The sequence below is a fragment of the Ruegeria sp. ABM4_193 genome, from assembly GCF_056158705.1.
On the sequence record NZ_JBSWTT010000003.1, the window covers coordinates 167,947 to 188,619 of the forward strand.

Here is a 20,673-nt window from a genome sequence, read left to right on the forward strand (position 1 = left end):
CAGCGGCGCGCACGCCGCTGCAGTTGCCACTAGATTACTGAACCTTCGCCAGCTCTTCGTTCATGGCTGCAACCGCTGCGGCTGCGTCGATCTCGTCATCAATGTACTGACGTACAACACGATTGATGGCCTGAGAGTTGATCATTTTCGACGCCAGCGCCAATTGGCCTTCGGCTACGCCCCAGCGCTGCGCCACGTCCAGACCACCAACAATCTCGTCGATCATGGCCTGTTCATACAGCTCGCCCAGAGGGGCCTTGCGATCGACACCGACGGGCAGTTCCGCCCAGGCTTCAGAGAACGCGGTCGGATTGTCTGCATTACCACGGCGCACGGGGAACTTTCCCTCAGGCGCAATAGCCAGCGTCTGGGTATAGCCGTCATCCATGGCAAACTTTACGAATTCCATCGCCGCGTCGGTGTCAGCATCGTTGGTGATACCGAAATACCGCACATCACCCCAGGCCGCGCCATCGGGGTTCGACGGGCCGGACAGTTTGGTAACGATACCAGTCTTGCTGGCCAGATCGCGCGAGGTCGGGTCGTCGTTGATGGTCGGCGGGGCGCTGTCGCGCAGACCAGCCAATTCGTCCAGAATAAATGGCGACCATATGATCATGGCGGCTTTACCATCAAAATACAGCTCGCGCGATTGCTTCCAGAACAGCTCACCCGGAGGCGAAGCTTTGGAAATAGCCTTGTAGAAATCCAGAACTTCGGTGGTCTTGGCCTCATCAAGCGGCTGGAACCCATCGGGGCCAACAGGGCTGACACCGTTTGCCAGGAAAACATGCTCCAGCACCTGGCTCATGAAGTTCTCGTCAACTTTGGTGGCCGAAACAAAACCATACATTTCTGGCGGGTTATGCAACGCCTCAAGTGCGGCCTGAATATCTGCAAAACTGTCAGGCGCCTCCAAGCCGGCCTCTTCGAACAGGTCCTTGCGATAGACAACCATTTGCGTCCAGCCATCCACCGGAACCGAGGCGGTTTCACCATTGAACGCTGCCATGCCCAAGGCACCCGGAGCGAAAGTATCAGCGCCCAGTTCTTCGATCACTTCGGTCGCAGCTTCGGTGTCCAGAATGCCCGCTTCGGCCCACGGCAGGGCGTACTGCAACGGGTGGTAGACCACATCTGGCAAGTCACCTGCGGCAAAGGCTGCGGTTGCGCGGGTGCCCAAATCCGTTTCTGTGACAGGTATCACCTCAACGGTTGTACCGGTCTCAGCTTTGAACTGGTCAGCCATTTCCTGCTGTTTCGCCAGACGCTCGGGCTGCTCTTCGGTCGTCCAGAAACGGATCGTGTCCGCCTGTACCGACATGGCCGTCAGCGCCAGTGCCAACGAAGAGCCGAGCATCAGCCTGGCTGCTTTTGGTGTAAGTTTCATGGTCGGTTTCCTCCCCGATTGTCTTCCATGGATTGTTTGATTTTTTTCGCCAACTCGTTCGACGTCAGCAGTGGCGGCCCGTCAGAGTCGCGTTCGATCAGCACCGCCTGGCTAAGCTCGCGCAAAGTTGCGGGTTCTTCCCCGCGGGTCTGACGTATAAGCATCGTTGCAAGGCGTTCGCCTGCCCGTTTGGAGTCGACGCTGAACGTCGTCAGCCCGGGGCTGGCGTATTGGCATTCCGGGACCCCGTCATATCCAAGAACCGAGACATCGCGCCCGATCTCAAGGCCAAATTCTGCGCAAACAGAGTAGCTTCCCAGTGCCGCTTGGTCTGTCGCAAATACTATCGCGGTAGGCGGGACAGGAAGACGCAATACAGCGCGCGCTTCAGCGGCCCCTTCTTCGCGGGTGCGGGCCCCTTCGCGGATCAATTCGGGATCGACTGGCAATCCTGCAGCCCTAAGCCCGTCGACATAGCCATCCCGACGCAGGTGGCTGTAGTTGAACTTTGGATCACTGCCGACAAACCCGATACGGCTGTGACCAAAACGGACCAGACGTTCGACCGCGCCGCTCATGGCTTTTTCACCGGAAATATCAAACCACGACGTATCGTCCTGATAGCCGGTTCGACCATATCCTGTCCGACCATAAAGGATGAAAGGCACCTGCAGGTCGCTGAGGTACCCAACTCGCGCGTCATCTACTTCGGTACGCGGCAGGATAAATCCATCGGCCTTTCGTTCTTCGACCAAACGGCCCAAAACATTTAACATGTCCTGCTTCGACTTCGCGGTCGAAATTGTCATCGTCCAGTCAGACGCACTTGCAGCTTCACAAGCCCCTGCCAGAAAGTCCTGAAAAAACGGATTGTGCCGGTCCGGTTCTTCACTGTTGATGACCATGGCAATGGCACGCACGCGCCCTGTTCGAATAGCCTGAGCATGGCTGAGCGGGCGATACCCCATCTTGCGCGCCGTCACCTCAACACGCTTTCGCGTTGATTCTGAAATGTCGGAATACCCGTTCAATGCACGCGACACGGTGCTTTTCGAAAGGCCAAGGTGATGTGCCAATTCGTCAAGCTTCACCCGCCCACCGGACGCGGCGCGCTGGGATCGGATTTGTCGCTGTTGCAATTCGGGATTCGCCATCATTCTTTCATTTAACTGCTTCGAAACCGGTTTCGGCAATCAAAAAATTAATTCCAGCACCCCGCGACGGACAATCACTCCCAATCAACGAACAGGTCACAACACCAACACTTAGACATCACCGCAGCCGATGAGTTTAAAGCGGAACACCTCTGGAATTCGCAGATGACCCTCCCAATGCCGCAATCGGGAGTTGACCATGATCAAGTTTTTCTGTCATCAACGCGCCATGTTCGGTTCCGGGGAGTCACCCGGAGGCAATAGGGAATGCAGTGCGGCACATTCTTGGCCAATTCTGCAACTGCCCCCGCAACTGTAAGCGGCGAGCGAGACTGATTACGCCACTGGGTCACACCCGGGAAGGCCAGTTTAGCGTTAAGACCCGCAAGTCAGGAGACCTGCCGAACATGCGCCCTCGGAAAGGGTGCTCATCATCGGCGACGGGGTGTGCGCCGGATCTGTTTGCCTGTTGGGGCAGATAGTTTCGCATTCCCCTATGTCAAAAACCAATGCGTGCCGGGGAAGGCGCGACGTGAGAAGGACGTATTTGTGAAACACTTTTTGTTGGCCGCGGCCGCTACTGCGGCGCTGCCCGCGCTGGCTCAGGCTCATTTCTTGCTGGAATACACCGAGGATACCATGATCGAGCGTCCGGGCGACGTTCCGGTCAAGTTGGTCTTCTGGCATCCGTTTGAAGCCGGGCACGTGATGACCCTGGAAAAGCCAGAAGAATTCTATGTGATCCACAACGGCGAAAAGACCGATCTGTTGGGTACATTGGAAGAAACCACATTCGAAGGCCCCGAGAACAGCGCCAAAGCCTTTCTCGGTTCGGTCCCGGTGAAACGTTCCGGCGACTATGTGCTGGTGACGGTACCTGCGCCTTACTACGAAGAATCCGAGGATATCTATATCCAGCAGATCACTAAGGCTTACCTGAACCGCAATGAACTGCCCACCGACTGGGATCAACCGCAAGGTCTGGCGACCGAAATTCTGCCGTTGAACAAGCCCTATAACGTCATTGCAGGTTCCACCTTCACCGGCCGTGTACTGAGCGAAGGCGAACCGGTTGCCGGTGCTGAGATCGAAATCGAATACATGGCAGCCGAGCCCGATCTGGCGGGAAACGGTGCCAAAGACGCCACAGCATCCCCACTACCGGGCGGCGCATTGGCCGCGATTTCAGATGAGAACGGCTATTTCACCTTTGGCGTACCGAAAGCGGGTTACTGGGGTTTTGCCGCTTTGGGTGCGGGCCCAAAAACCGAACATGAAGGCAAAGAACTGAGCCAGGATGCTGTGATCTGGATCCGCGCCTGGGATCTGGAGTAACCCCTATGCACATCGTGGACGGAGCCCTTTCGAACCCAGTTGTGATCGGCGGCGCAATCGCAGCGGCTGGCGGCATTGCCATAGGGCTGAAATCGCTGGACCTCGACCGCATTCCCACCGCGGGCGTGCTGTCGGCCAGCTTTTTTGTAGCCTCGCTGATCCATGTGCCGATCGGCCCGTCCTCTGTGCATTTGATACTGAACGGTCTGGCCGGGCTTTTGCTCGGCTGGGCCGCTTTTCCTGCGCTTTTTGTTGGCCTGTTGCTTCAAGCCGTGTTTTTCGGCTTTGGCGGTTTGACTGTGCTTGGGATTAACACGGTCAACATCGCACTTCCGGCGGTGCTGACATGGATGATCTTTGGCCGTCTGATCGCACGCGGCTCTCCGGTGCAGGGCGCTGTTTGGGGCGGCATCGGAGGAGCGTTTTCGATTGCAGCCACGACGGCCCTTGTCGCTGTCTCTCTGGCTCTGTCTGGTGACGAATTCCTACCAGCCGCGAAACTGGTCTTTTTTGCACACATTCCCGTCATGGCAATCGAAGCGGTACTTACCGGTTTTGCTATTCTATTGGCCCGCCAGGTCAAGCCTGAACTCTTTCTGAGGGGTGCCCCCGTATGAGACAGCTAATTTTTGTTGTTGCGATATGGCTTACCCCGCTTCCTGCGCTGGCCCATAAAGTTATCGCCGGGGTCTTTCCTGCAGGCGACGCGATTGAAGGGGAATTGGGCTTTTCCAACGGCGACATGGCTGAAAACCAAGAAGTTGTTGTTTACGGCCCCGATGGCGCTGAACTGGGGCGAACAGTCACAGATACCGATGGTTTCTTCCTCTACACCCCCACCGAACTTGTCGCGCACACTTTCAAAGCAGATCTGGGCGCTGGTCATCTAGCCGAGGTCACCATGCCCGCCGAGGAAGTGGCTGAGATTTTGGGCGTGGATGCCGAGCTTGTAAAACCTGTTACGCAGGTTGAAAACGCAAACGACACCGCGACGACTGTCGCGTCATTAACCGACGAGGAGCGCGCGGCCATTGCCCAAGCGGTGCGAGACGAAACCCGCCCTCTGCGTCGTGAGATTGCAGCCTATCGCGAACACAACGACTTGCAGACCGTTCTTGGTGGGATCGGCTACATCATCGGTCTATTCGGCATCGGCTTTTATGTCGCTGCACGCCGGAAAATGGCCGCCTGATGGCTCACGCTCTGGAACCCCAGGCAAAGACGCTGGCCGAAGCTGATGCCAGCGCATCCTTTGAGGTGATCGGAGAGTTGGACCCTAGGATGCGGATCGTGATGACGTGCATTTTTGCTGTTGTTACGGTTTCGCTATCCAACATCCCCGCGTTGATTGTGGCTCTGGCGGTCTCTATCGGCCTGCTATTGATGTCTCGCCTACCCGTGCGCCGCACACTTAAACGCATGGTCATGATGGACAGCTTTATCATCTTCATGTTGATACTTTTGCCCTTTTCCATGCCCGGTGACGCGATGTTCACCCTGTTTGGGTATCCGGCCAGTTGGCAGGGACTGTGGAAAGCTATTGAGATTGCTCTGACAGCCAATGCCGTGGTCCTGACCCTGATGGTTCTGGTCGGCACGTTGGAACCCGTCACTCTGGGTCATGCTTTGCACAAACTGCGCTGCCCAGAGGTTCTTGTGCATTTGTTGATGTTCACCATCAGATATATCGAAGTCTTACGCGAAGAATATCTGCGCCTTCGCGGGGCCATGAAAGTTCGTGGTTTCCGCCCCGGCACCAACTGGCACACGTATCGCAGCTTTGGCTATCTGGTGGGCATGATGCTGGTGCGTGCCATCGAACGGTCAGAACGCATACTTAGCGCCATGAAATGCCGCGGGTTTTCTGGGCGGCTACTTTTGCTGCAGGATTTTTACCTGACCCGGCGGGATTGCATGTTTGCTGTGACCTTGGGTTCGATCTGCCTCGGTCTTCTTTGTCTGGATTTCCTATGACGATCCTTAAACTCGAAGATATCCATTTCGCCTATCCCGGGCAGGCATCCGTGCTGGACGGTGCATCGCTTTCGCTTGATCCGGGGCAACGCCTGTCAATAGCAGGGCCCAATGGCGCGGGAAAATCCACGTTGTTTCGCATTGCCCTTGGGTTGCAGAAACCGACCGCAGGACGCGTGATTGCCCTTGGCAAGGACCGACGGGCCGAAGCAGATTTCCACGAGGTGCGCCGCGAGATCGGGCTGGTGTTTCAAGACCCCGACGACCAACTGTTTTGCCCCACCGTCGCAGAAGATATCGCGTTTGGACCGCTCAATCTGGGCCGCAGCAAGGCCGAAGCGCTTGCCATCGTTGACAAGGTTCTGTCCGACCTGGACTTGATGCACCTGCGGGACCGCATCACGCATAAATTGTCCGGGGGTGAAAAACGGCTTGTGACCCTTGCCACCGTGCTGGCGATGGAGCCACAGGCGCTGTTGTTGGACGAACCAACTAATGCGCTCGACACGAAGAACGAGGCCCGTCTGCTGGAGATCCTAAAGGACCTGCCACAGGCCATTTTGCTGGTAAGCCATGCCCCATCCTTCCGCCAGGCATTGGCGCCGGACACGCTTGAGCTGAGAAATGGAAAACTGGTTTCGGCTGGGTTTTGACCTGCAAGACACCAGTTTCAGCTGGCTAATACATTGCACCAAGATCCTGCCGATCTGCCCTATTTCCGGCCATGTTTCCCATCATTTGAAGTGGATCGTTAGACCAGAGCTCAGGCCTGAACTGCAAGTTCGGCGGATGCCGTCTCAGCTTCAATGGCAGTGTCCAGCGCCTTGCGGAACAGTTTGGCCCCCTTGTCCAAGCCAAGATCGATATGAGGTGTCTTGGCGTGCTTCATGCCAAGATGCACCTCCTCCAACACCTCTTTGTCCTCAAGAAAGGCCATACGCGCGCCGTCATTCATGAACTTTGAAACTTCAGCATTGTCGGGATCCGTATTGCGATGCTGGAACCAGAAATAGCGGGTGCGGTCTTCGTCAATCGGCGTCATGAAATTGTACGAGATATTGACATAGGTCTTGTCGACCGGGGGTTTGCCATAGCCGCCGGTGCCAACGGGCGTGTAAACGGATTTGTTCAGCGCGATGGCAGGCAGGCACATCTCGTAGTGCTGCAGCCGATCACAGTCGCCCTCGAACGCGACCAGATTTGCGTAATACGGTGAAGGCGGTTTGTTTTCGATCCAGCGTGACACGATCACACCACGATCGGTTTTCTCAACATCCAGCGGTTCTTCATCCGTGCCCGCGCCCGCAAAAGACGTGACATGGACCCAAGCCACATGGCTGGGATCCAGTAGATTGTCGCAGACCCACAGGTAATGGCAGTCGATATCCATCACACCACCATCGGTTTTGCCCCAGCTGGGGTCATCAAAGTTCTCAATCGGAAAAATCCTGTCCGGATCCGCAAGGGCAGGATCACCCATCCAAATCCAAAGATACCTGTACCGATCCACCACCGGATAGGATTTCACGACCGCCCGGCGCGGGGTCATTCCGCGCTGGGTTGGGCTGTCAGTACATTTGCCTGAGCAATCGAATTTTAAGCCGTGATACCCGCATTCGACGACATCGCCGATCAGATTACCCCTTGAAAGCGGAAGTTTGCGATGGGGGCAGGCATCTTCTAGCGCGACCGGAGTACCGTCCAGTTGTCGATAGAGCACGATGTTTTCACCCAGAAACGTCTCGGCCTTCAGTTCGCGCCCGACGTCCTTGCTCCAGGCGGCGACATACCAACAGTTTCTCAGAAACATTCAGCTCTCCAATGTTCTAGGTGCCTTTTGCCAGTATGAGTGGCTGAACACTCACATACCATGCCAGAGTTTTAATGGCTTATATAAGCTAGGCTAATTTCAAAAGGATGCAGACTGCGGGATTTCGGGTTGTGTGGCAACTTCGGAGTGAATCCATGTCAGGAACTCGGACACTTTGGCGCTGTCTTTGGTTTCATGCCGTCGGACCAGCCAATAAGACAGCGGTGATTGGGTCATTTCTTTGAAGGGTCGAACCAAGCGGCCGTCGCTCATCATATCAATGACCAACGGTTCCCGCCCTAATGCCACGCCTAAACCTTCGATTGCCGCCTGAACAACCATATTGGACTGTCCCAATCGGCGTGTTCGAAGCGCGGTTGGCAGAGTCAGACCACAGCGCCGCGCCCAGAATTCCCATGTGGGGCTGGCTGCCCCGTGATGCAGGTTCTCATCCACCAGCATTGTGTGTCTGGCGAGGTCTTCAACGTTTCGCAGATCGGGCAACAGCGACGGCGCGCATACCGGGAACAATTGCTCATTCATGAGCAAATCGACCTGATAGCCGGGGTAATCGCCCAAACCGTACCGAATTCCGATATCGGCATCCGCACCAGAAAATGGAAATTGCCCGGTGTCAGTTGCAATAGAAATCGACAGGTCCGGATGTGCCATATCAAAGCGTAAAAGGCGTGGAAACAACCAGTTGAAGGCAAAACCCGGCAGGCATGAAATCACAATTGTCCTGTCCGAACGGGTTTTGTCCCTGAGTTGCGCGCACACATCCGAAATGCGTCCCAACCCTTCTGAGATCGCAAGTGCGAGCAACTCCCCCTCGCGGGTCGGGCGTGACTGGCGCGCGCCCCGAACCAGCAACTCGCGCCCCAACCATTCCTCAAGGCTGCGCACATGCTGGCTGACTGCACTTTGGCTAACGCCCAATTCCGTCGCCGCAGGCGAAAACCCGGAGTGGCGGACAACGGCCTCGAACGCTCTTAGGGCGGAATAGGGCAAGTTCAAGATCATATTAGTAACTCTAATGTCACTCATAATCACTTTCAAATAGATTGGTGACCTCGCCGGTTGGTAATCTCTACAAACCCAAACCCTCAGGAGACGCGAATGTCGGACATTACGCCCGAACGCGGCGCGCAAAACCTTTTGACCAACTGTGCGCAAGCAACCGCAGGTGACCGGCTGCTGATCGCGTACGAGCCGCCAGAATTTGGGTATTTCGACGCGGATAGCGTGAAAATTGTTTCCGAGGTGGCTCGGTCCATGGGCTTGTTCGTGGATACGGTTGATGTGGGGTTCAACCCTGACAAACCGCATTTGCCCCCAGGGTTGCTGGCCCGGTTCGAGACTGCTGACATCATCCTGTTTTTGGCGCGCCTTGGGGACCAGTTGCGTTTTTCGCAGATGCCAAAAAGCAAAAAGATCATTGTCAGTTTTGCCCTAAGCCGGGAACAATTCGGATCCGGTTTTTCAAATGGCCATCATGACGCCTTCATGGAGCTCAAGGCCGGGATCAATGAGGTTTTGAACACCGCGCAGGAGGTTCGGTTCACCTGTCCTCTGGGCACCGATGTGCGTGGAAAACCTGAAATGAACCTCGACCCGTCGGGCGATACTTCGGTCCTGCGGTTCCCTATGTCAGTTTTCACACCGGTACCGGCGCACAGCTTTTCTGGCCGTGTTGCACTGACGTTTCTGACGGGGACGGGCTCGAAATATTATGATGACTACACAATCGAATTCACTCACCCGGTTCTCGCCCGCCTCGATCAGGGTCGCCTGACGGGGTTCGAAGGGCATCCGACGGATGTGGCACGGGCCGAAGCGCATTATGATCGGGTGTCCGAACAGTTCGGCATTGAGCGAGACTTCGTTCATTCCTGGCACGCAGGCATCCATCCCGGATGCGGCTATCCTTGGGACATGCGCCAGAACTACGAACGTTGGGGCGGGGCTGCCTTCGGCAATCCACGTATCCTGCATTTTCACACATGCGGCACCTACGCGCCGGGTGAAATCTGCTGGAACGTTATCGATCCCAGCATCGTCATCGATGGCACTACCTATTGGGAAAACGGGCGTTTCTATGCAGATCGCCTTCCGGGTGGCACCGAAATTCTAAGCCGGTATCCATGCGCTGCGGGGCTGTTTGCCCATCCGGACATGGATATCGGGCTTCGAAAAGCCGGCTAACTTGTCTGACTTAGTAGTACCATCCGAGATACGGGCACGGTGCAGCGCCGCACCAGGCTCAATCTGGTTGCTTAGCAGGCAGTGCTTGTTCATAGATCGGCGGAACAATGCTCTGTCCTGCCGCAAACACAGCTCTCATGACTAAGGAAAGGGAACCGTTTCATGTCTGCCTGGATACGGATGATTTCTGACGAAGATGCCGATGCACCTCTGCAGGCGGTGCTGGACCTTGCCCGGACACCGCACGGTACCGTGGACAATGTCATGCGGGTGCATTCCCTGCGCCCCAACACCATGAAAGGGCACGTGGTGCTGTATCGCGCGTGCTTGCACGACGACAGCAACACGATCCCCATGTGGTTTCAGGAAGTTATCAGCTCTTATGTTTCGACACTGAACACGTGTCCTTACTCTTACGCCAATCATTGGGCCAATGCCCGACACCTGATTGCCGATGAGGCGCGTGCGGACAAGATCGAGGCCGCGCTGAAAGCCCACAAACCGCAGGACGCCTTCGACGGCGCGCATCTGGAGGCTTTGATCTACGCCGAGAAGTTGACAGTGGCCCCGGCCAAAATGGTCGAGTCCGACGTCGCCGCTCTTAGACAAGCAGGTTGGGACGACGGCGAGATCCTCGAAATCAACCAGATCGTTGGCTATTTCAACTACGCCAATCGATTGCTGAACGGTTTGGGCGTAACAACAGATGGCGATGTGGTTGGCTACTACGCCAGTGAGTGAACCCAAGAACTTTTCTGCCAGACCAACCTTGCGTTTTAAATCCAGCCCGTGCGGTGGCAGCACTGGATGCAACTGATGCGTGTCGCCTGTTTCTTTAAAATCTTGAAACGTTTTGCGGAAGTCTCGGTGTAATTCTCACTTTTACCCTTTTTGAGGCAACGGGTGTTATGCTGCCGCAGCGGCACAATCTTTGGCGCGCATGTTGATCTGGTCGACTGACGCTAACGTTCTAGCTCAGCGTTTATGAATGAAACGCGCCCAAAACTGATTGTTATCCTTGGCGATCAGCTTTCCACCCAGATGGCTGCGCTGCGACAAGGTATAGCCGCGCGCGACGTCGTCCTTATGGCAGAAGTCCGGGATGAGACACGCTATGTTCCGCACCACCCTAAGAAAATTGCCTTTGTTCTGTCTGCTATGCGTCACTTTGCACAGGAGCTTGAACAGGAGGGCTGGCGCGTCCGATACGTAAAGTTGGATGATCCAGAAAACACCGGCAGCCTTGTGGGTGAAATCGACCGCGCCCGAAATGACTTAGGATTGAAAACGGCCGTCGTCACCGAACCCGGCGAACACCGCCTTTGCCAAGCCTTTTCCGAATGCGGCGACCTGGAAGTCTTGCCCGATGACCGTTTCATCGCTGATCATGCCGAGTTTCGCCAATGGGCCGAGGGGCGCAAACAGCTGCGGATGGAATTTTTCTATCGCGAAATGCGCCGCAAAACCGGGCTTTTGATGAACGGCGATGCGCCCGAGGGCGGCAAATGGAACTTTGATACAGAGAACCGCAAACCCGCAAGGTCAGATTTCTTCATGCCGCAGCCTGTGCAGGTCGAACCGGATGAAATCACCACCGAAGTTCTGGACTTGGTCGACGCTCAATTCAGCACCCACTTCGGGACGCTGCGCCCGTTCTGGTTTGCTGTAACACGGGACAAAGCCCTGCAAGCGCTGGAACACTTTGTGGAAACCGCCTTACCGCATTTCGGTGACTATCAGGACGCGATGTTGACGGATGAGCCTTTCCTGTATCACTCGGTTCTCGCACAGTATTTGAACGCCGGGCTGTTATTGCCGCTGGAGATCTGCCACCGGGTCGAGCGGGCCTATTATGAAGGCCAAGCCCCCCTAAACGCGGTCGAGGGCTATGTTCGCCAGATCATCGGCTGGCGCGAGTTTGTGCGCGGCATCTATTGGATGCAAATGCCGGGCTATACGCAGCAGAATTTCCTGAATGCCACACGCCCCCTTCCCGCGTTTTACTGGACTGCGGATACGGACATGGCCTGTATGAGACAGGCAATCTTGCAGACACGGGATGAAGCTTATGCCCACCACATTCAACGTCTGATGGTCACGGGCAATTTCGCCATGTTGGCCGGAATTGACCCGGCACAAGTGCATGAGTGGTATCTAGCTGTTTATGCCGACGCATATGAATGGGTTGAAGCCCCTAATGTCATCGGCATGAGCCAATTTGCCGATGGAGGGTTACTGGGGTCGAAACCTTATGCAGCCAGCGGCAACTACATCAACAAGATGTCGGATCATTGCGGCACATGCCGCTATGATGTGAAGCAAAAAACCGGCCCGAACGCTTGCCCGTTCAACCCTCTCTATTGGGACTTTCTGGTACGCAATGCGGAAAAACTGCGCGACAATCCCCGGTTAGGCCATGCCTACAGAACGTGGGGCCGAATGGCCCCTGACAAACAGCAAGACTATCTTGAAAGCGCGAAGATGGTGTTGGACCAGCTTTAGCTTACCCGCACCACCTTCTATTTTTGCATTGCGCCTCGACATGCGGGCTCAGTCATAACGCAGCTCAGTCGCCTTACCCCGGAAGATCGTGTAGGACAGCAGCGTGTAACCCGCGATAACGGGAAGCACAAAGATCGATCCGAACAGGATTATGAACAGACTTTCCGGCGCACTCGCGGCCTCGTAAATCGTCATTTGCTCAGGGACGACATAGGGATAGAAACGGTAAGCCATCCCGAAAAAGGCAAGCGTGAATAAAACGATAGATGCCGCAAAGGGAAACCAGGCCCAGTTGTCATTCCGCGTTGGAAGATGGCGTAAAGCATACCATAGCAAAGCGATCAGAATGCCTGACATGAGCGGTAGGGGTAAAAGCAGAAAAATTCTGGGAATGTGAACCATTTGTCAAAGATGCACGGGCAGACCCAGGGGGCGGCCAGCGAAACGGCAATCAGACCCAAAATCCCACCTTTTGCCCAACGCACAGCCTTTTTCTGCAAAGCGCCGTCGGTCTTTAGGATGATCCAGCAAGCGCCAATGAAGGAATACCCCACAGCCAGAAAAAAGGCTGTGATCATGGCAAAAACCCAGGTACCGAAACTGCCGTCCAAACCCATGATGCATTTGCCCAGCATAAAGCCCTGCGATAGCCCGCCCTGCGGCAGATTGGCCTAAGTCTGAGTGGAAAGGAACGCGACATTTGATGGCTTGGCTTTGGCACTTAAGCCACCGTGCAAGAAACGTTTCTCAGATCCCAGCGCATTCCGGGCTTGCCGCTTGGAATCTGCGTGTTCGCCGCTTTGCCTCAATCAAGTGCGTGCCCAAGAAAGCGCCCGTTCCGTACCTGCTCTGGGCGCGACTTATAGCGCTTGAAAAAGGCCCGCGACATCGCCGTTCTCGAGGAAAAGCCCGTCGCAGACGCAATCTCGACAAGCGGCATATCAGTATATTTCAACAGGCTATTTGACCTCTCCAGTCTGAGCTCCTTGTACGTGTCCAAAAGGGTCGCACCGGTTTTGCACAGAAAGCGCCTTTGAAGCTGTCGGATGGATGTCCCAAGTAAATCTGACAGATCGGAAATTCTCAACGGATCTTCAATGTTCTCAAGCATTGCCTCAACCGCCAGAGTTACAATGCGATCTCCATTGGATTTTCGAATAAGTCGGTTTGAAAGCTGGCTTTCAGTTGTTCGCCGGGGTTCGGTCAAACCGACATAGCGCCGTAGCGTATCCGCCAAATGCTCGCCATGATCCAAGGACACAAACTCGGTCAGAAGGCGAAGGGCACTGAAGCGCGTATTGGCGCTGTGTATACGCCCGTCAACGGAAAAGTGGGTCGACGTACCGCTGTTTCTGATCCCCAATTCCATCGCTGCCGCTTCAAAACCTGAATGTACTGCAGCTGTGCTGCGTTCCGCGCCGCAGAGTTGGGCCAGCAGCATGACCGCGCCTCCGACAAGGATGGATCTGGGAGAAAGGTTCAAGACCTGACTGACCCAGGATTTCTCTGCTGCGGTTGGACACCACGCGGTTTCGAAATCGCCCCAAAAAATGGCTGTCCGTCCCGCCCAATACAGCGGTCCTCCAGCAGGATCTTCAGCGGGCACACGCAAGTTCACCACATAAGAATGTTTGTCCACCAATCTGTTCAATGCCCGGTAAAATTCCAAAACCATTTCTGCCGAAGCTTTGTCAGAGCTCCGGTACAAAATGACATCGATGCACCGCAACCGCTCAAAATCCGAGGCCGTGCCATTTACCGCATTCTCGTGATCATTCGAGACAACGTAGTGTTTCATTTGATGTACCAACCTTGTTTCGGTCAGCGCCACATCGGAACGCTTGTTTCCGATTGGCGAAAACCCCGCCATTGATTTGGCGGGGTTTTGTTTTGGGTTTACTCGGCTGCGTCGAGATATTCTTCCATTGGGGGGCATGTGCAGACGAGGTTTCTGTCGCCATATGCGTTGTCGACGCGGTTGACGGGGGACCAGTATTTGTCGACGCCCATGGAGCCCGGAGGGAAGCAGGCCTGTTCACGGGTGTAGGGGCGGTCCCAGTCGCCGACCAGATCGCGCACCGTGTGGGGGGCGTTTTTCAGCGGGTTGTTCTCCGCGTCGATCTTGCCGTCGATGATGTCCTGCGCTTCCGCCCGGATGGACAGCATAGCATCGCAGAAACGATCCAGTTCGGCCATGGGTTCCGATTCCGTGGGTTCCACCATCAGGGTGCCCGCCACCGGCCAGCTCATGGTCGGCGCGTGGAAGCCTGAATCGACCAGACGCTTGGCCACATCGTCGACGGTGACATGCGCCGCTTCGTCCAGCGGACGGGTGTCGAGGATGCATTCATGCGCCACACGCCCCGTTTCCGAGGTGTAGAGGATCGGATAAGCATCCTTGAGCCGCGCCGCGATGTAATTGGCGTTCAGGATCGCCACTTTGGTCGCCTGCGTCAGACCCGCGCCGCCCATCAGCAGCACATAAGCCCAGCTGACCGGCAGGATCGAGGGCGACCCGAAGGGCGCTGCCGAGACCGGACCCAAGGCGGTGCCGTATTCCGGGTGGCCGGGCAGGTGCTCTTCCAGATGCGCCTTGACGCCGATCGGACCCATGCCGGGGCCGCCCCCGCCATGCGGGATGCAGAAGGTCTTGTGCAGGTTCAGGTGGCTGACGTCACCGCCAATATCCCCCGGACGCGACAGACCCACCATGGCGTTCATGTTGGCGCCGTCGATATAGACCTGACCGCCGTGATCATGGGTGATCTGGCAGACCTCCTGCACGGTGGTCTCGAACACGCCATGGGTCGACGGGTAGGTGATCATGCAGGCGGCAAGGTTGTCCGAATGCTTTTCCGCCTTGGCGCGGAAGTCGGCCACATCGATATTGCCGTTCTCATCCGCCAGAACCGGCACAACCTGCCAGCCCACCATCTGGGCCGAAGCCGGGTTGGTGCCATGCGCCGAGGTTGGGATCAGGCAGACGTTCCGCTGACCTTCGCCGCGCGCGAAGTGGTAGTTGCGGATGGTCAGAAGGCCCGCATATTCGCCCTGCGCGCCCGAGTTGGGCTGCTGGGAGATCGCGTCATAGCCGGTGATCTGGCACAGCTTGTCGTTCAGGTCGGCGATCATCTCGTGATAGCCCTGCGCCTGATCTTCGGGGCAGAACGGGTGCAGATTGCCAAACTCGGGCCAGGTGACCGGGATCATCTCGATCGTGGCGTTCAGCTTCATGGTGCACGAGCCCAGCGGGATCATCGCCCGGTCCAGCGCCAGATCGCGGTCGGCCAGACGGCGCATATAACGCGTGATCTCGGCCTCGGCCCGGTTCTTGTGGAAGATCGGGTGGGTCAGGTATTCGCTTTCCCGCAGCGCATAGTCCGGCAGGCGGTACTGCTTGTTCGAGCTGTCATCGGTGCGGTCGATGCCAAAGGCACCCCAGACGGCCTCGATGGTCTCGGGGCGGGTCTGTTCGTCCAGGCTGATGCCGACCTTGGTCTCGCCGACCTTGCGCAGGTTGACACCGCGCGCCACGGCAGCTTCCATGACGGTCTTCTGCAGGTGGCCAACCTCAACCGTGATGGTGTCGAAGAACACCTCCGGCTCAACGGCAAAGCCCGCCTCTTCCAGACCAGCGGCCAGGCGCGAGGTCTTGCGGTGCACCGATTGCGCGATGGCCTTGATGCCGTCGGGGCCGTGATAGACCGCATACATCGAGGCAATGACCGCCAGCAGCGCCTGCGCGGTGCAGACGTTCGAGTTCGCCTTCTCACGGCGGATATGCTGCTCGCGGGTTTGCAGCGACAGGCGATAGGCCTTGTTGCCACGGCTGTCGATGCTGACACCGATGATCCGGCCCGGCATCGAGCGCTTCAGCTTGTCGGTGGTTGCCATATAGGCGGCGTGCGGGCCGCCATAACCCATCGGAACGCCAAAGCGCTGGGTCGAGCCGATGGCGATATCCGCGCCCATCTCGCCCGGTGACTTCAGCAGCGCCAGCGACAGGATGTCGGCGGCGACGATGGCAATGGCTTTATGTTCGTGCAGCGCGGCGATTTCTTTGGTGAAGTCGCGCACATGGCCGTGGGTACCCGGGTATTGGAAGATCGCACCAAAGACCGCGCCCGCATCCAGGCCGTCGGGATCACCCACCTGCACGTCGATGCCCAGAGGCTCGGCGCGTGTCTTAATGACCGCGATGGTCTGCGGGTGGCAGTTCTTGTCGACAAAGAAGGCCGCGTTGTTGGCTTTCGAACGCCCGCCACGCTTGGCCATCGCCATGGCTTCGGCAGCCGCTGTGGCTTCGTCCAGCAAGGAGGCGTTGGCCACGTCCAGCCCGGTCAGGTCAGAGACCATGGTCTGGAAGTTCAACAGCGCCTCAAGACGACCCTGGCTGATCTCGGGCTGGTACGGCGTGTAGGCGGTGTACCAGGCCGGGTTTTCCAGGATGTTGCGCAGGATCGGCGCGGGTGTGGTGGTGCCGTAATAGCCCTGACCGATCAGCGAGGTCAGAACCTTGTTCTTGCTCGCCACCTCTTTCATGTGGAACAGAGCATCACGTTCCGTCATCGCCGGACCCCAGTCCAGCGGCTCTTTCTGCCGGATCGCGGGCGGGACGGTGGCGTCGATCAGTTCGTCCAGCGTCTTGAAGCCGATCACCTTGAGCATGTCGCGCATCTCGGTTGGGCTTGGGCCAATGTGGCGGCGATTGGCGAAGTCATAGGCTTCGTAGTCGGTCAGTTTGAAGGCCATCTTTGCGCTCCTCACGGATAGGTCAGGGCCGGCGGAGACTGCGGGAGCCTCCGGCGGGAGTATTTGGAAAAAGATGAAGCGGGGGAGCCCCAAAGACGGGGCTCCGGGTTTGGGTCAGCCGATGAAGGCTTTGTATCCGGCCTCGTCCATCAGGTCTTCAAGCTGCGACGCGTCCGCAATCTTGACCTTGTAGATCCAGGCTTCGCCCTCGGGGTCGTCGTTCAGCGCGCCGGGGTTGTCGGCCAGCGCTTCGTTCACTTCAACGATCTCGCCATCGACCGGGGCGTAAAGTTCCGAGGCCGCTTTGACGGATTCGATCACGCCGATCTCGCCGTCTTTCTCGAACTCGTCGCCCACTTCCTGCTGCTCGACAAACACCACCTCACCCAGCTGTTCAGCCGCGTGTTTGGTGATGCCCAGCGTGGCGGTGTCGCCCTCAACGGTCAGCCATTCATGTTCTTCGGAATAATAGGTTGCCATCTTGTCTCTCTCCTGACTTCAACGCTTGTAATTCTGTGTGACGAAGGGCAGCGCCACGATCTCGGCCGGTTGCGCCTTGCCCCGGATGATCAGGTTCACCTTCTCACCCGGCGCGCCATGGCCTTTGCTCACATAGCCCATCGCAACCGGGCCACCCACCGTGGGGCCAAAGCTGCCCGAGGTGATCTGACCAATCGTGTTGCCCTCAAGGCATTGCACCTCGACGCCCTGACGCGCCGGTGCCCGGCCTTCGGGCTTGATGCCCACCAGCTTGCGCGCCGCGCCCTCGGCCAGTTCCTTTTGCACGCGATCCGCGCCCGGAAAGCCGCCTTCTTCCTTGCGGCGTTTCTGAATGGCCCAGCCCAGGCTGGCCTCGATCGGCGAGGTGCTCTGGTCGATGTCATTGCCGTAAAGGCACAGGCCCGCCTCGAGCCGAAGGCTGTCGCGCGCGCCCAGACCCGCAGGTTCGCAATCTTCATGCGCCAGGAACGCCTTGCAGATCTCGATCGCCTTGTCCTCGGGGATCGAGATCTCATACCCATCCTCGCCGGTATAGCCCAGACGCGAGATGCGGCATTCAACGCCGTTGATATCGGCCACAGTGGTTTCCATGAACTTCAGATCGCGGGCAGCGGGGCAGAGTTCCCCGACTACCTCTTCGGCCTTGGGGCCTTGCACGGCCACCAGCGCGCGGTCGAAGATCTCGGTCACTTCGACGCCGTCCAGATTGGCCTGCATATGCGGAATGTCCTGATGCCGCAGCGCCGCGTTCACCACCACAAAGTAATGATCGCCCGCATTCGACACGATCAGGTCATCCATGATCCCGCCATCTGCGTTGGTAAAGAACCCGTACCGCGCCTTGCCTTCCTTCAGCGTCGCATAAGCCTGAGGGCACAAAGCTTCCAGCTTCTCACCCACATTCTCACCGCGCAAAATCACCTGACCCATGTGAGACACATCAAACAACGCCGCCTTCTCACGACACTGCTTATGCTCCCCCATGATCCCCAGCGGATACTGGACAGGCATCTCCCAACCCGCAAAATCAACCATCTTACCACCCAACTCAACATGCAAATCGTACAAGGGCGTGCGTCTAATATCGGTCATCATACCAACCTTTCAATCAACGGGATTGGTCGCGAACCACTGTGACTGTACAATGCGCATTGCGCACCACACGGGCCAGGTTCGGGCCAATCTCGTAGTTCGGGAAATCGCCTTTGGTCGAGGCCATGATGATCAGGTCAAAGCCATCCTTGTAGGCGAGTTTCAGGATTTCGCGGTAAACACTGCCTTCTTCGACATGCACGTGCACGTCGGAGGCATTGCCGTGATCCAAGATGGCCTGAACCGCGTTGCGAACGTGATCTTTCGCGCCAGCGCCATAGTTAGCAGGCAGGTTCGGAAGCTGGATGATCTCGGGGATGACGGCTACGGCGTGCAGCTCGGCACCGTAGAACTTGGCCTGTTCCAGCGCGAGCGGCAGGGCGTTCTTCCACGAGCGTTCGTCGTTGTGATCAATGGGCAGCAGGATTTTCGTGGCCATCACGTCTCTCCTCGAGGTATGGAATTCTGTTTCAAAACCGGGGGGCCGGTGTGGCCCCCCGCATTCGTCAGGGCCGAGCTTATTCGGCAGCTTTTCCGCCGGGCTCTTCCGATTGACCGTTCGAGGCGAAGAACTCTTTCGTCAGCTTGAAGACGATTGGGCTCAGCAAGGCCAGAGCGATCAAGTTCGGGATAGCCATCATAGCGTTCAGCGTATCTGCCAGCAGCCAGACAAAGCCCAGATCTGCTGTTGCGCCGAAGTAGATCGCGACGATCCACAGGATGCGGTAAGGCAGCAGGGATTTAACACCCAGCAGAAACTCAACGCATTTCTCGCCATAGAAGGACCAGCCCAGGATGGTGGTGAATGCAAAGATCGACAGAGCGATTGCAATCAGATACCCACCGATACCCGGCAGAGTGGTTTCAAAGGCCAGCGACGTCAGAGCTGCGCCGGAAATCGCTTTGTATCCTTCGGTTTCACCATTGGCCACGAAATCCGCAACCGACGCATCCAACGCGCCCGAAGCGATGATCGCCAGACCCGTGATCGAGCACACGATGATGGTGTCGATGAATGTGCCCAGCATCGCGATCAGGCCCTGATTTACAGGTCCCTTGGTCTCGGCTGCGGCATGGGCGATCGGGGCAGACCCCAGACCAGCTTCGTTCGAGAAGACACCACGCGCCACACCAAAGCGGATGGCAAGCCACACCGCTGCACCAGCTGCGCCGCCCTTGGCAGCCCAAGGCGTGAACGCATAAGTGAACACATCGCTCAGCGCGGCGCCGATTGAACCGATGTTGATCAGCAGAACCAGCAGGCCCGCAACGATGTAGGCGATGGCCATAAACGGAACCAGTTTACCTGCAACAGCACCGATGCGAGTGATACCACCCAGAATAACGGCGGCGGTCAGGATCATCAGCACGATGCCTGTGATCGATTCATTGATGCCGAAGTTTGTTTCCAGAACCTGTGCAACACCATTGGCTTGAACGCCATTGCCGATGCCGAAGGCCGCAATGCCGCCGAACAGAGCGAAGGCAACGCCCAACCAGGCCCATTTCGCGCCCAGACCGTTTTTGATGTAGTACATCGGGCCGCCGACATAGTTGCCCAGCTCGTCTTTTTCACGGTACTTCACCGCGCAGACAGCTTCGGCATATTTGGTGGCCATGCCCACCAGGGCGGTCATCCACATCCAGAACAAGGCGCCCGGACCGCCCAGGAAGACAGCAGTGGCCACACCGGCAATGTTACCTGTACCGATGGTCGCCGACAGCGAGGTCATCAGCGCGTTGAACGGGCTAATCTGCCCTTCGCCCTGACCTTCCCGCCCTTTGAACAGCAGGCTGAAGCCCGTGCCAATGCGCAGGATCGGCATGAATTTCAGGCCCACCTGTAGGAAGAAGCCGACGCCAAGGATGAGCGCCAGCATCCACGGCCCCCATACGACGCCATTGATGGCCCCTGTGATTGAAGTTAACGCTTCCATGGTTTCCCTCCCATTTGCGTT

The 20,673-nt window shown here is 57.1% G+C and carries 20 protein-coding genes and 1 riboswitch; of the genes, 8 read left to right on the forward strand and 12 right to left on the reverse strand.

Annotated features, from left to right (window positions below):
• Positions 1–34: 34 nt before the first annotated feature.
• Both ACXADZ_RS19125 and ACXADZ_RS19130 read right to left on the reverse strand, forming a co-directional pair.
• On the reverse strand, positions 35–1,390 hold the full coding sequence (locus ACXADZ_RS19125) for an ABC transporter substrate-binding protein (RefSeq protein WP_171185692.1): 1,356 nt from the start codon (positions 1,388–1,390) through the stop codon (positions 35–37).
• Positions 1,387–2,544, reverse strand: coding sequence for a LacI family DNA-binding transcriptional regulator (locus ACXADZ_RS19130; RefSeq protein ID WP_171671333.1), 1,158 nt, complete (start codon positions 2,542–2,544; stop codon positions 1,387–1,389). The genes ACXADZ_RS19125 and ACXADZ_RS19130 overlap by 4 nt, the downstream gene beginning before the upstream one ends.
• 217 nt (positions 2,545–2,761) lie before the next feature.
• A riboswitch (cobalamin riboswitch) is annotated at positions 2,762–2,964 on the forward strand.
• Between the two features lie 129 nt (positions 2,965–3,093).
• On the opposite strand from ACXADZ_RS19130, the gene ACXADZ_RS19135 reads away from it, so the two are divergent.
• From ACXADZ_RS19135 to ACXADZ_RS19155, 5 genes are read left to right on the forward strand one after another with little or no spacing between them, the layout of a single operon-like run.
• Positions 3,094–3,879, forward strand: coding sequence for a DUF4198 domain-containing protein (locus tag ACXADZ_RS19135; protein WP_475198950.1), 786 nt, complete (start codon positions 3,094–3,096; stop codon positions 3,877–3,879).
• A 5-nt stretch (positions 3,880–3,884) separates the two neighbouring features.
• Complete coding sequence (cbiM, locus tag ACXADZ_RS19140) at positions 3,885–4,496, forward strand: cobalt transporter CbiM (protein ID WP_475198951.1); 612 nt, start codon at positions 3,885–3,887, stop codon at positions 4,494–4,496.
• Complete coding sequence (locus ACXADZ_RS19145) at positions 4,493–5,071, forward strand: cobalt ABC transporter permease (RefSeq protein ID WP_475198953.1); 579 nt, start codon at positions 4,493–4,495, stop codon at positions 5,069–5,071. The genes cbiM and ACXADZ_RS19145 overlap by 4 nt, the downstream gene beginning before the upstream one ends.
• Entirely contained in the window at positions 5,071–5,853 is a 783-nt protein-coding gene (cbiQ, locus tag ACXADZ_RS19150; protein ID WP_475198954.1) for a cobalt ECF transporter T component CbiQ, read from the forward strand. Before ACXADZ_RS19145 ends, cbiQ begins: the two co-directional genes overlap by 1 nt.
• Positions 5,850–6,506 carry an energy-coupling factor ABC transporter ATP-binding protein gene (locus ACXADZ_RS19155; RefSeq protein WP_475198956.1) on the forward strand — a complete coding sequence of 219 codons (657 nt, stop codon included), beginning with the start codon at positions 5,850–5,852 and terminating at the stop codon, positions 6,504–6,506. The genes cbiQ and ACXADZ_RS19155 overlap by 4 nt, the downstream gene beginning before the upstream one ends.
• Positions 6,507–6,616: 110 nt before the next feature.
• On the opposite strand, the gene ACXADZ_RS19160 is transcribed toward ACXADZ_RS19155, so the two are convergent.
• Together ACXADZ_RS19160 and ACXADZ_RS19165 are read right to left on the reverse strand one after the other, a co-directional pair.
• The gene (locus tag ACXADZ_RS19160; protein ID WP_475198959.1) at positions 6,617–7,663 is read right to left on the reverse strand and encodes an aromatic ring-hydroxylating dioxygenase subunit alpha; all 1,047 of its coding nucleotides are present in this window, start codon (positions 7,661–7,663) and stop codon (positions 6,617–6,619) included.
• A gap of 99 nt (positions 7,664–7,762) precedes the next feature.
• Positions 7,763–8,686, reverse strand: coding sequence for a LysR substrate-binding domain-containing protein (locus ACXADZ_RS19165; RefSeq protein ID WP_475198962.1), 924 nt, complete (start codon positions 8,684–8,686; stop codon positions 7,763–7,765).
• Between the two features lie 96 nt (positions 8,687–8,782).
• On the opposite strand from ACXADZ_RS19165, the gene ACXADZ_RS19170 reads away from it, so the two are divergent.
• The 3 genes from ACXADZ_RS19170 (at position 8,783) to ACXADZ_RS19180 (ending at position 12,370) form a co-directional block, all read left to right on the forward strand.
• Positions 8,783–9,868, forward strand: a complete 1,086-nt coding sequence (locus tag ACXADZ_RS19170) for a hypothetical protein (RefSeq protein WP_475198965.1) — start codon at positions 8,783–8,785, stop codon at positions 9,866–9,868.
• Between the two features lie 162 nt (positions 9,869–10,030).
• Positions 10,031–10,609: a carboxymuconolactone decarboxylase family protein gene (locus ACXADZ_RS19175; protein ID WP_475198967.1), complete on the forward strand. Its 579-nt coding sequence runs from the start codon at positions 10,031–10,033 to the stop codon at positions 10,607–10,609.
• Between the two features lie 243 nt (positions 10,610–10,852).
• Positions 10,853–12,370, forward strand: a complete 1,518-nt coding sequence (locus ACXADZ_RS19180) for a cryptochrome/photolyase family protein (RefSeq protein WP_475198969.1) — start codon at positions 10,853–10,855, stop codon at positions 12,368–12,370.
• 48 nt (positions 12,371–12,418) lie between these two features.
• Here ACXADZ_RS19180 and ACXADZ_RS19185 read toward each other — a convergent pair whose 3' ends face one another.
• The 8 genes from ACXADZ_RS19185 to ACXADZ_RS19220 form a co-directional block, all read right to left on the reverse strand.
• Entirely contained in the window at positions 12,419–12,772 is a 354-nt protein-coding gene (locus ACXADZ_RS19185) for a cytochrome d ubiquinol oxidase subunit II (RefSeq protein WP_475198973.1), read from the reverse strand.
• Positions 12,712–13,005 carry a cytochrome d ubiquinol oxidase subunit II gene (locus ACXADZ_RS19190; protein WP_475198974.1) on the reverse strand — a complete coding sequence of 98 codons (294 nt, stop codon included), beginning with the start codon at positions 13,003–13,005 and terminating at the stop codon, positions 12,712–12,714. The genes ACXADZ_RS19185 and ACXADZ_RS19190 overlap by 61 nt, the downstream gene beginning before the upstream one ends.
• 170 nt (positions 13,006–13,175) lie before the next feature.
• Positions 13,176–14,168, reverse strand: coding sequence for a helix-turn-helix domain-containing protein (locus tag ACXADZ_RS19195; RefSeq protein ID WP_475198978.1), 993 nt, complete (start codon positions 14,166–14,168; stop codon positions 13,176–13,178).
• Positions 14,169–14,266: 98 nt separating this feature from the next.
• Entirely contained in the window at positions 14,267–17,122 is a 2,856-nt protein-coding gene (gene gcvP / locus ACXADZ_RS19200; RefSeq protein WP_475197829.1) for an aminomethyl-transferring glycine dehydrogenase, read from the reverse strand.
• 114 nt (positions 17,123–17,236) lie between these two features.
• A complete protein-coding gene (gene gcvH, locus ACXADZ_RS19205) occupies positions 17,237–17,602 on the reverse strand; it encodes a glycine cleavage system protein GcvH (protein ID WP_171096793.1) in 366 nt (121 codons plus the stop codon).
• An 18-nt stretch (positions 17,603–17,620) separates the two neighbouring features.
• Positions 17,621–18,715 (reverse strand): glycine cleavage system aminomethyltransferase GcvT, encoded by a 1,095-nt coding sequence (gene gcvT / locus ACXADZ_RS19210; protein ID WP_475197831.1) that lies wholly within the window; start codon positions 18,713–18,715, stop codon positions 17,621–17,623.
• A 16-nt stretch (positions 18,716–18,731) separates the two neighbouring features.
• Positions 18,732–19,154 carry a universal stress protein gene (locus tag ACXADZ_RS19215; protein WP_171095667.1) on the reverse strand — a complete coding sequence of 141 codons (423 nt, stop codon included), beginning with the start codon at positions 19,152–19,154 and terminating at the stop codon, positions 18,732–18,734.
• 79 nt (positions 19,155–19,233) lie between these two features.
• Positions 19,234–20,652, reverse strand: a complete 1,419-nt coding sequence (locus ACXADZ_RS19220; protein WP_171095665.1) for an alanine/glycine:cation symporter family protein — start codon at positions 20,650–20,652, stop codon at positions 19,234–19,236.
• Positions 20,653–20,673: the final 21 nt, after the last annotated feature.

Excerpts from the sequence above, each read along its gene's own strand:
- ACXADZ_RS19180 (WP_475198969.1), top strand. The coding sequence starts at position 10,853 with ATGAATGAAACGCGCCCAAAACTGATTGTTATCCTTGGCGATCAGCTT.
- ACXADZ_RS19130 (WP_171671333.1), bottom strand. The coding sequence starts at position 2,544 with ATGGCGAATCCCGAATTGCAACAGCGACAAATCCGATCCCAGCGCGCC.
- ACXADZ_RS19165 (WP_475198962.1), bottom strand. The coding sequence starts at position 8,686 with ATGATCTTGAACTTGCCCTATTCCGCCCTAAGAGCGTTCGAGGCCGTT.
- ACXADZ_RS19190 (WP_475198974.1), bottom strand. The coding sequence starts at position 13,005 with ATGCTGGGCAAATGCATCATGGGTTTGGACGGCAGTTTCGGTACCTGG.
- ACXADZ_RS19175 (WP_475198967.1), top strand. The coding sequence starts at position 10,031 with ATGTCTGCCTGGATACGGATGATTTCTGACGAAGATGCCGATGCACCT.
- ACXADZ_RS19220 (WP_171095665.1), bottom strand. The coding sequence starts at position 20,652 with ATGGAAGCGTTAACTTCAATCACAGGGGCCATCAATGGCGTCGTATGG.
- ACXADZ_RS19195 (WP_475198978.1), bottom strand. The coding sequence starts at position 14,168 with ATGAAACACTACGTTGTCTCGAATGATCACGAGAATGCGGTAAATGGC.
- ACXADZ_RS19125 (WP_171185692.1), bottom strand. The coding sequence starts at position 1,390 with ATGAAACTTACACCAAAAGCAGCCAGGCTGATGCTCGGCTCTTCGTTG.
- ACXADZ_RS19185 (WP_475198973.1), bottom strand. The coding sequence starts at position 12,772 with ATGGTTCACATTCCCAGAATTTTTCTGCTTTTACCCCTACCGCTCATG.
- cbiQ (WP_475198954.1), top strand. The coding sequence starts at position 5,071 with ATGGCTCACGCTCTGGAACCCCAGGCAAAGACGCTGGCCGAAGCTGAT.
- cbiM (WP_475198951.1), top strand. The coding sequence starts at position 3,885 with ATGCACATCGTGGACGGAGCCCTTTCGAACCCAGTTGTGATCGGCGGC.
- ACXADZ_RS19145 (WP_475198953.1), top strand. The coding sequence starts at position 4,493 with ATGAGACAGCTAATTTTTGTTGTTGCGATATGGCTTACCCCGCTTCCT.
- gcvP (WP_475197829.1), bottom strand. The coding sequence starts at position 17,122 with ATGGCCTTCAAACTGACCGACTACGAAGCCTATGACTTCGCCAATCGC.
- ACXADZ_RS19160 (WP_475198959.1), bottom strand. The coding sequence starts at position 7,663 with ATGTTTCTGAGAAACTGTTGGTATGTCGCCGCCTGGAGCAAGGACGTC.
- ACXADZ_RS19215 (WP_171095667.1), bottom strand. The coding sequence starts at position 19,154 with ATGGCCACGAAAATCCTGCTGCCCATTGATCACAACGACGAACGCTCG.
- gcvT (WP_475197831.1), bottom strand. The coding sequence starts at position 18,715 with ATGACCGATATTAGACGCACGCCCTTGTACGATTTGCATGTTGAGTTG.
- ACXADZ_RS19155 (WP_475198956.1), top strand. The coding sequence starts at position 5,850 with ATGACGATCCTTAAACTCGAAGATATCCATTTCGCCTATCCCGGGCAG.
- gcvH (WP_171096793.1), bottom strand. The coding sequence starts at position 17,602 with ATGGCAACCTATTATTCCGAAGAACATGAATGGCTGACCGTTGAGGGC.
- ACXADZ_RS19170 (WP_475198965.1), top strand. The coding sequence starts at position 8,783 with ATGTCGGACATTACGCCCGAACGCGGCGCGCAAAACCTTTTGACCAAC.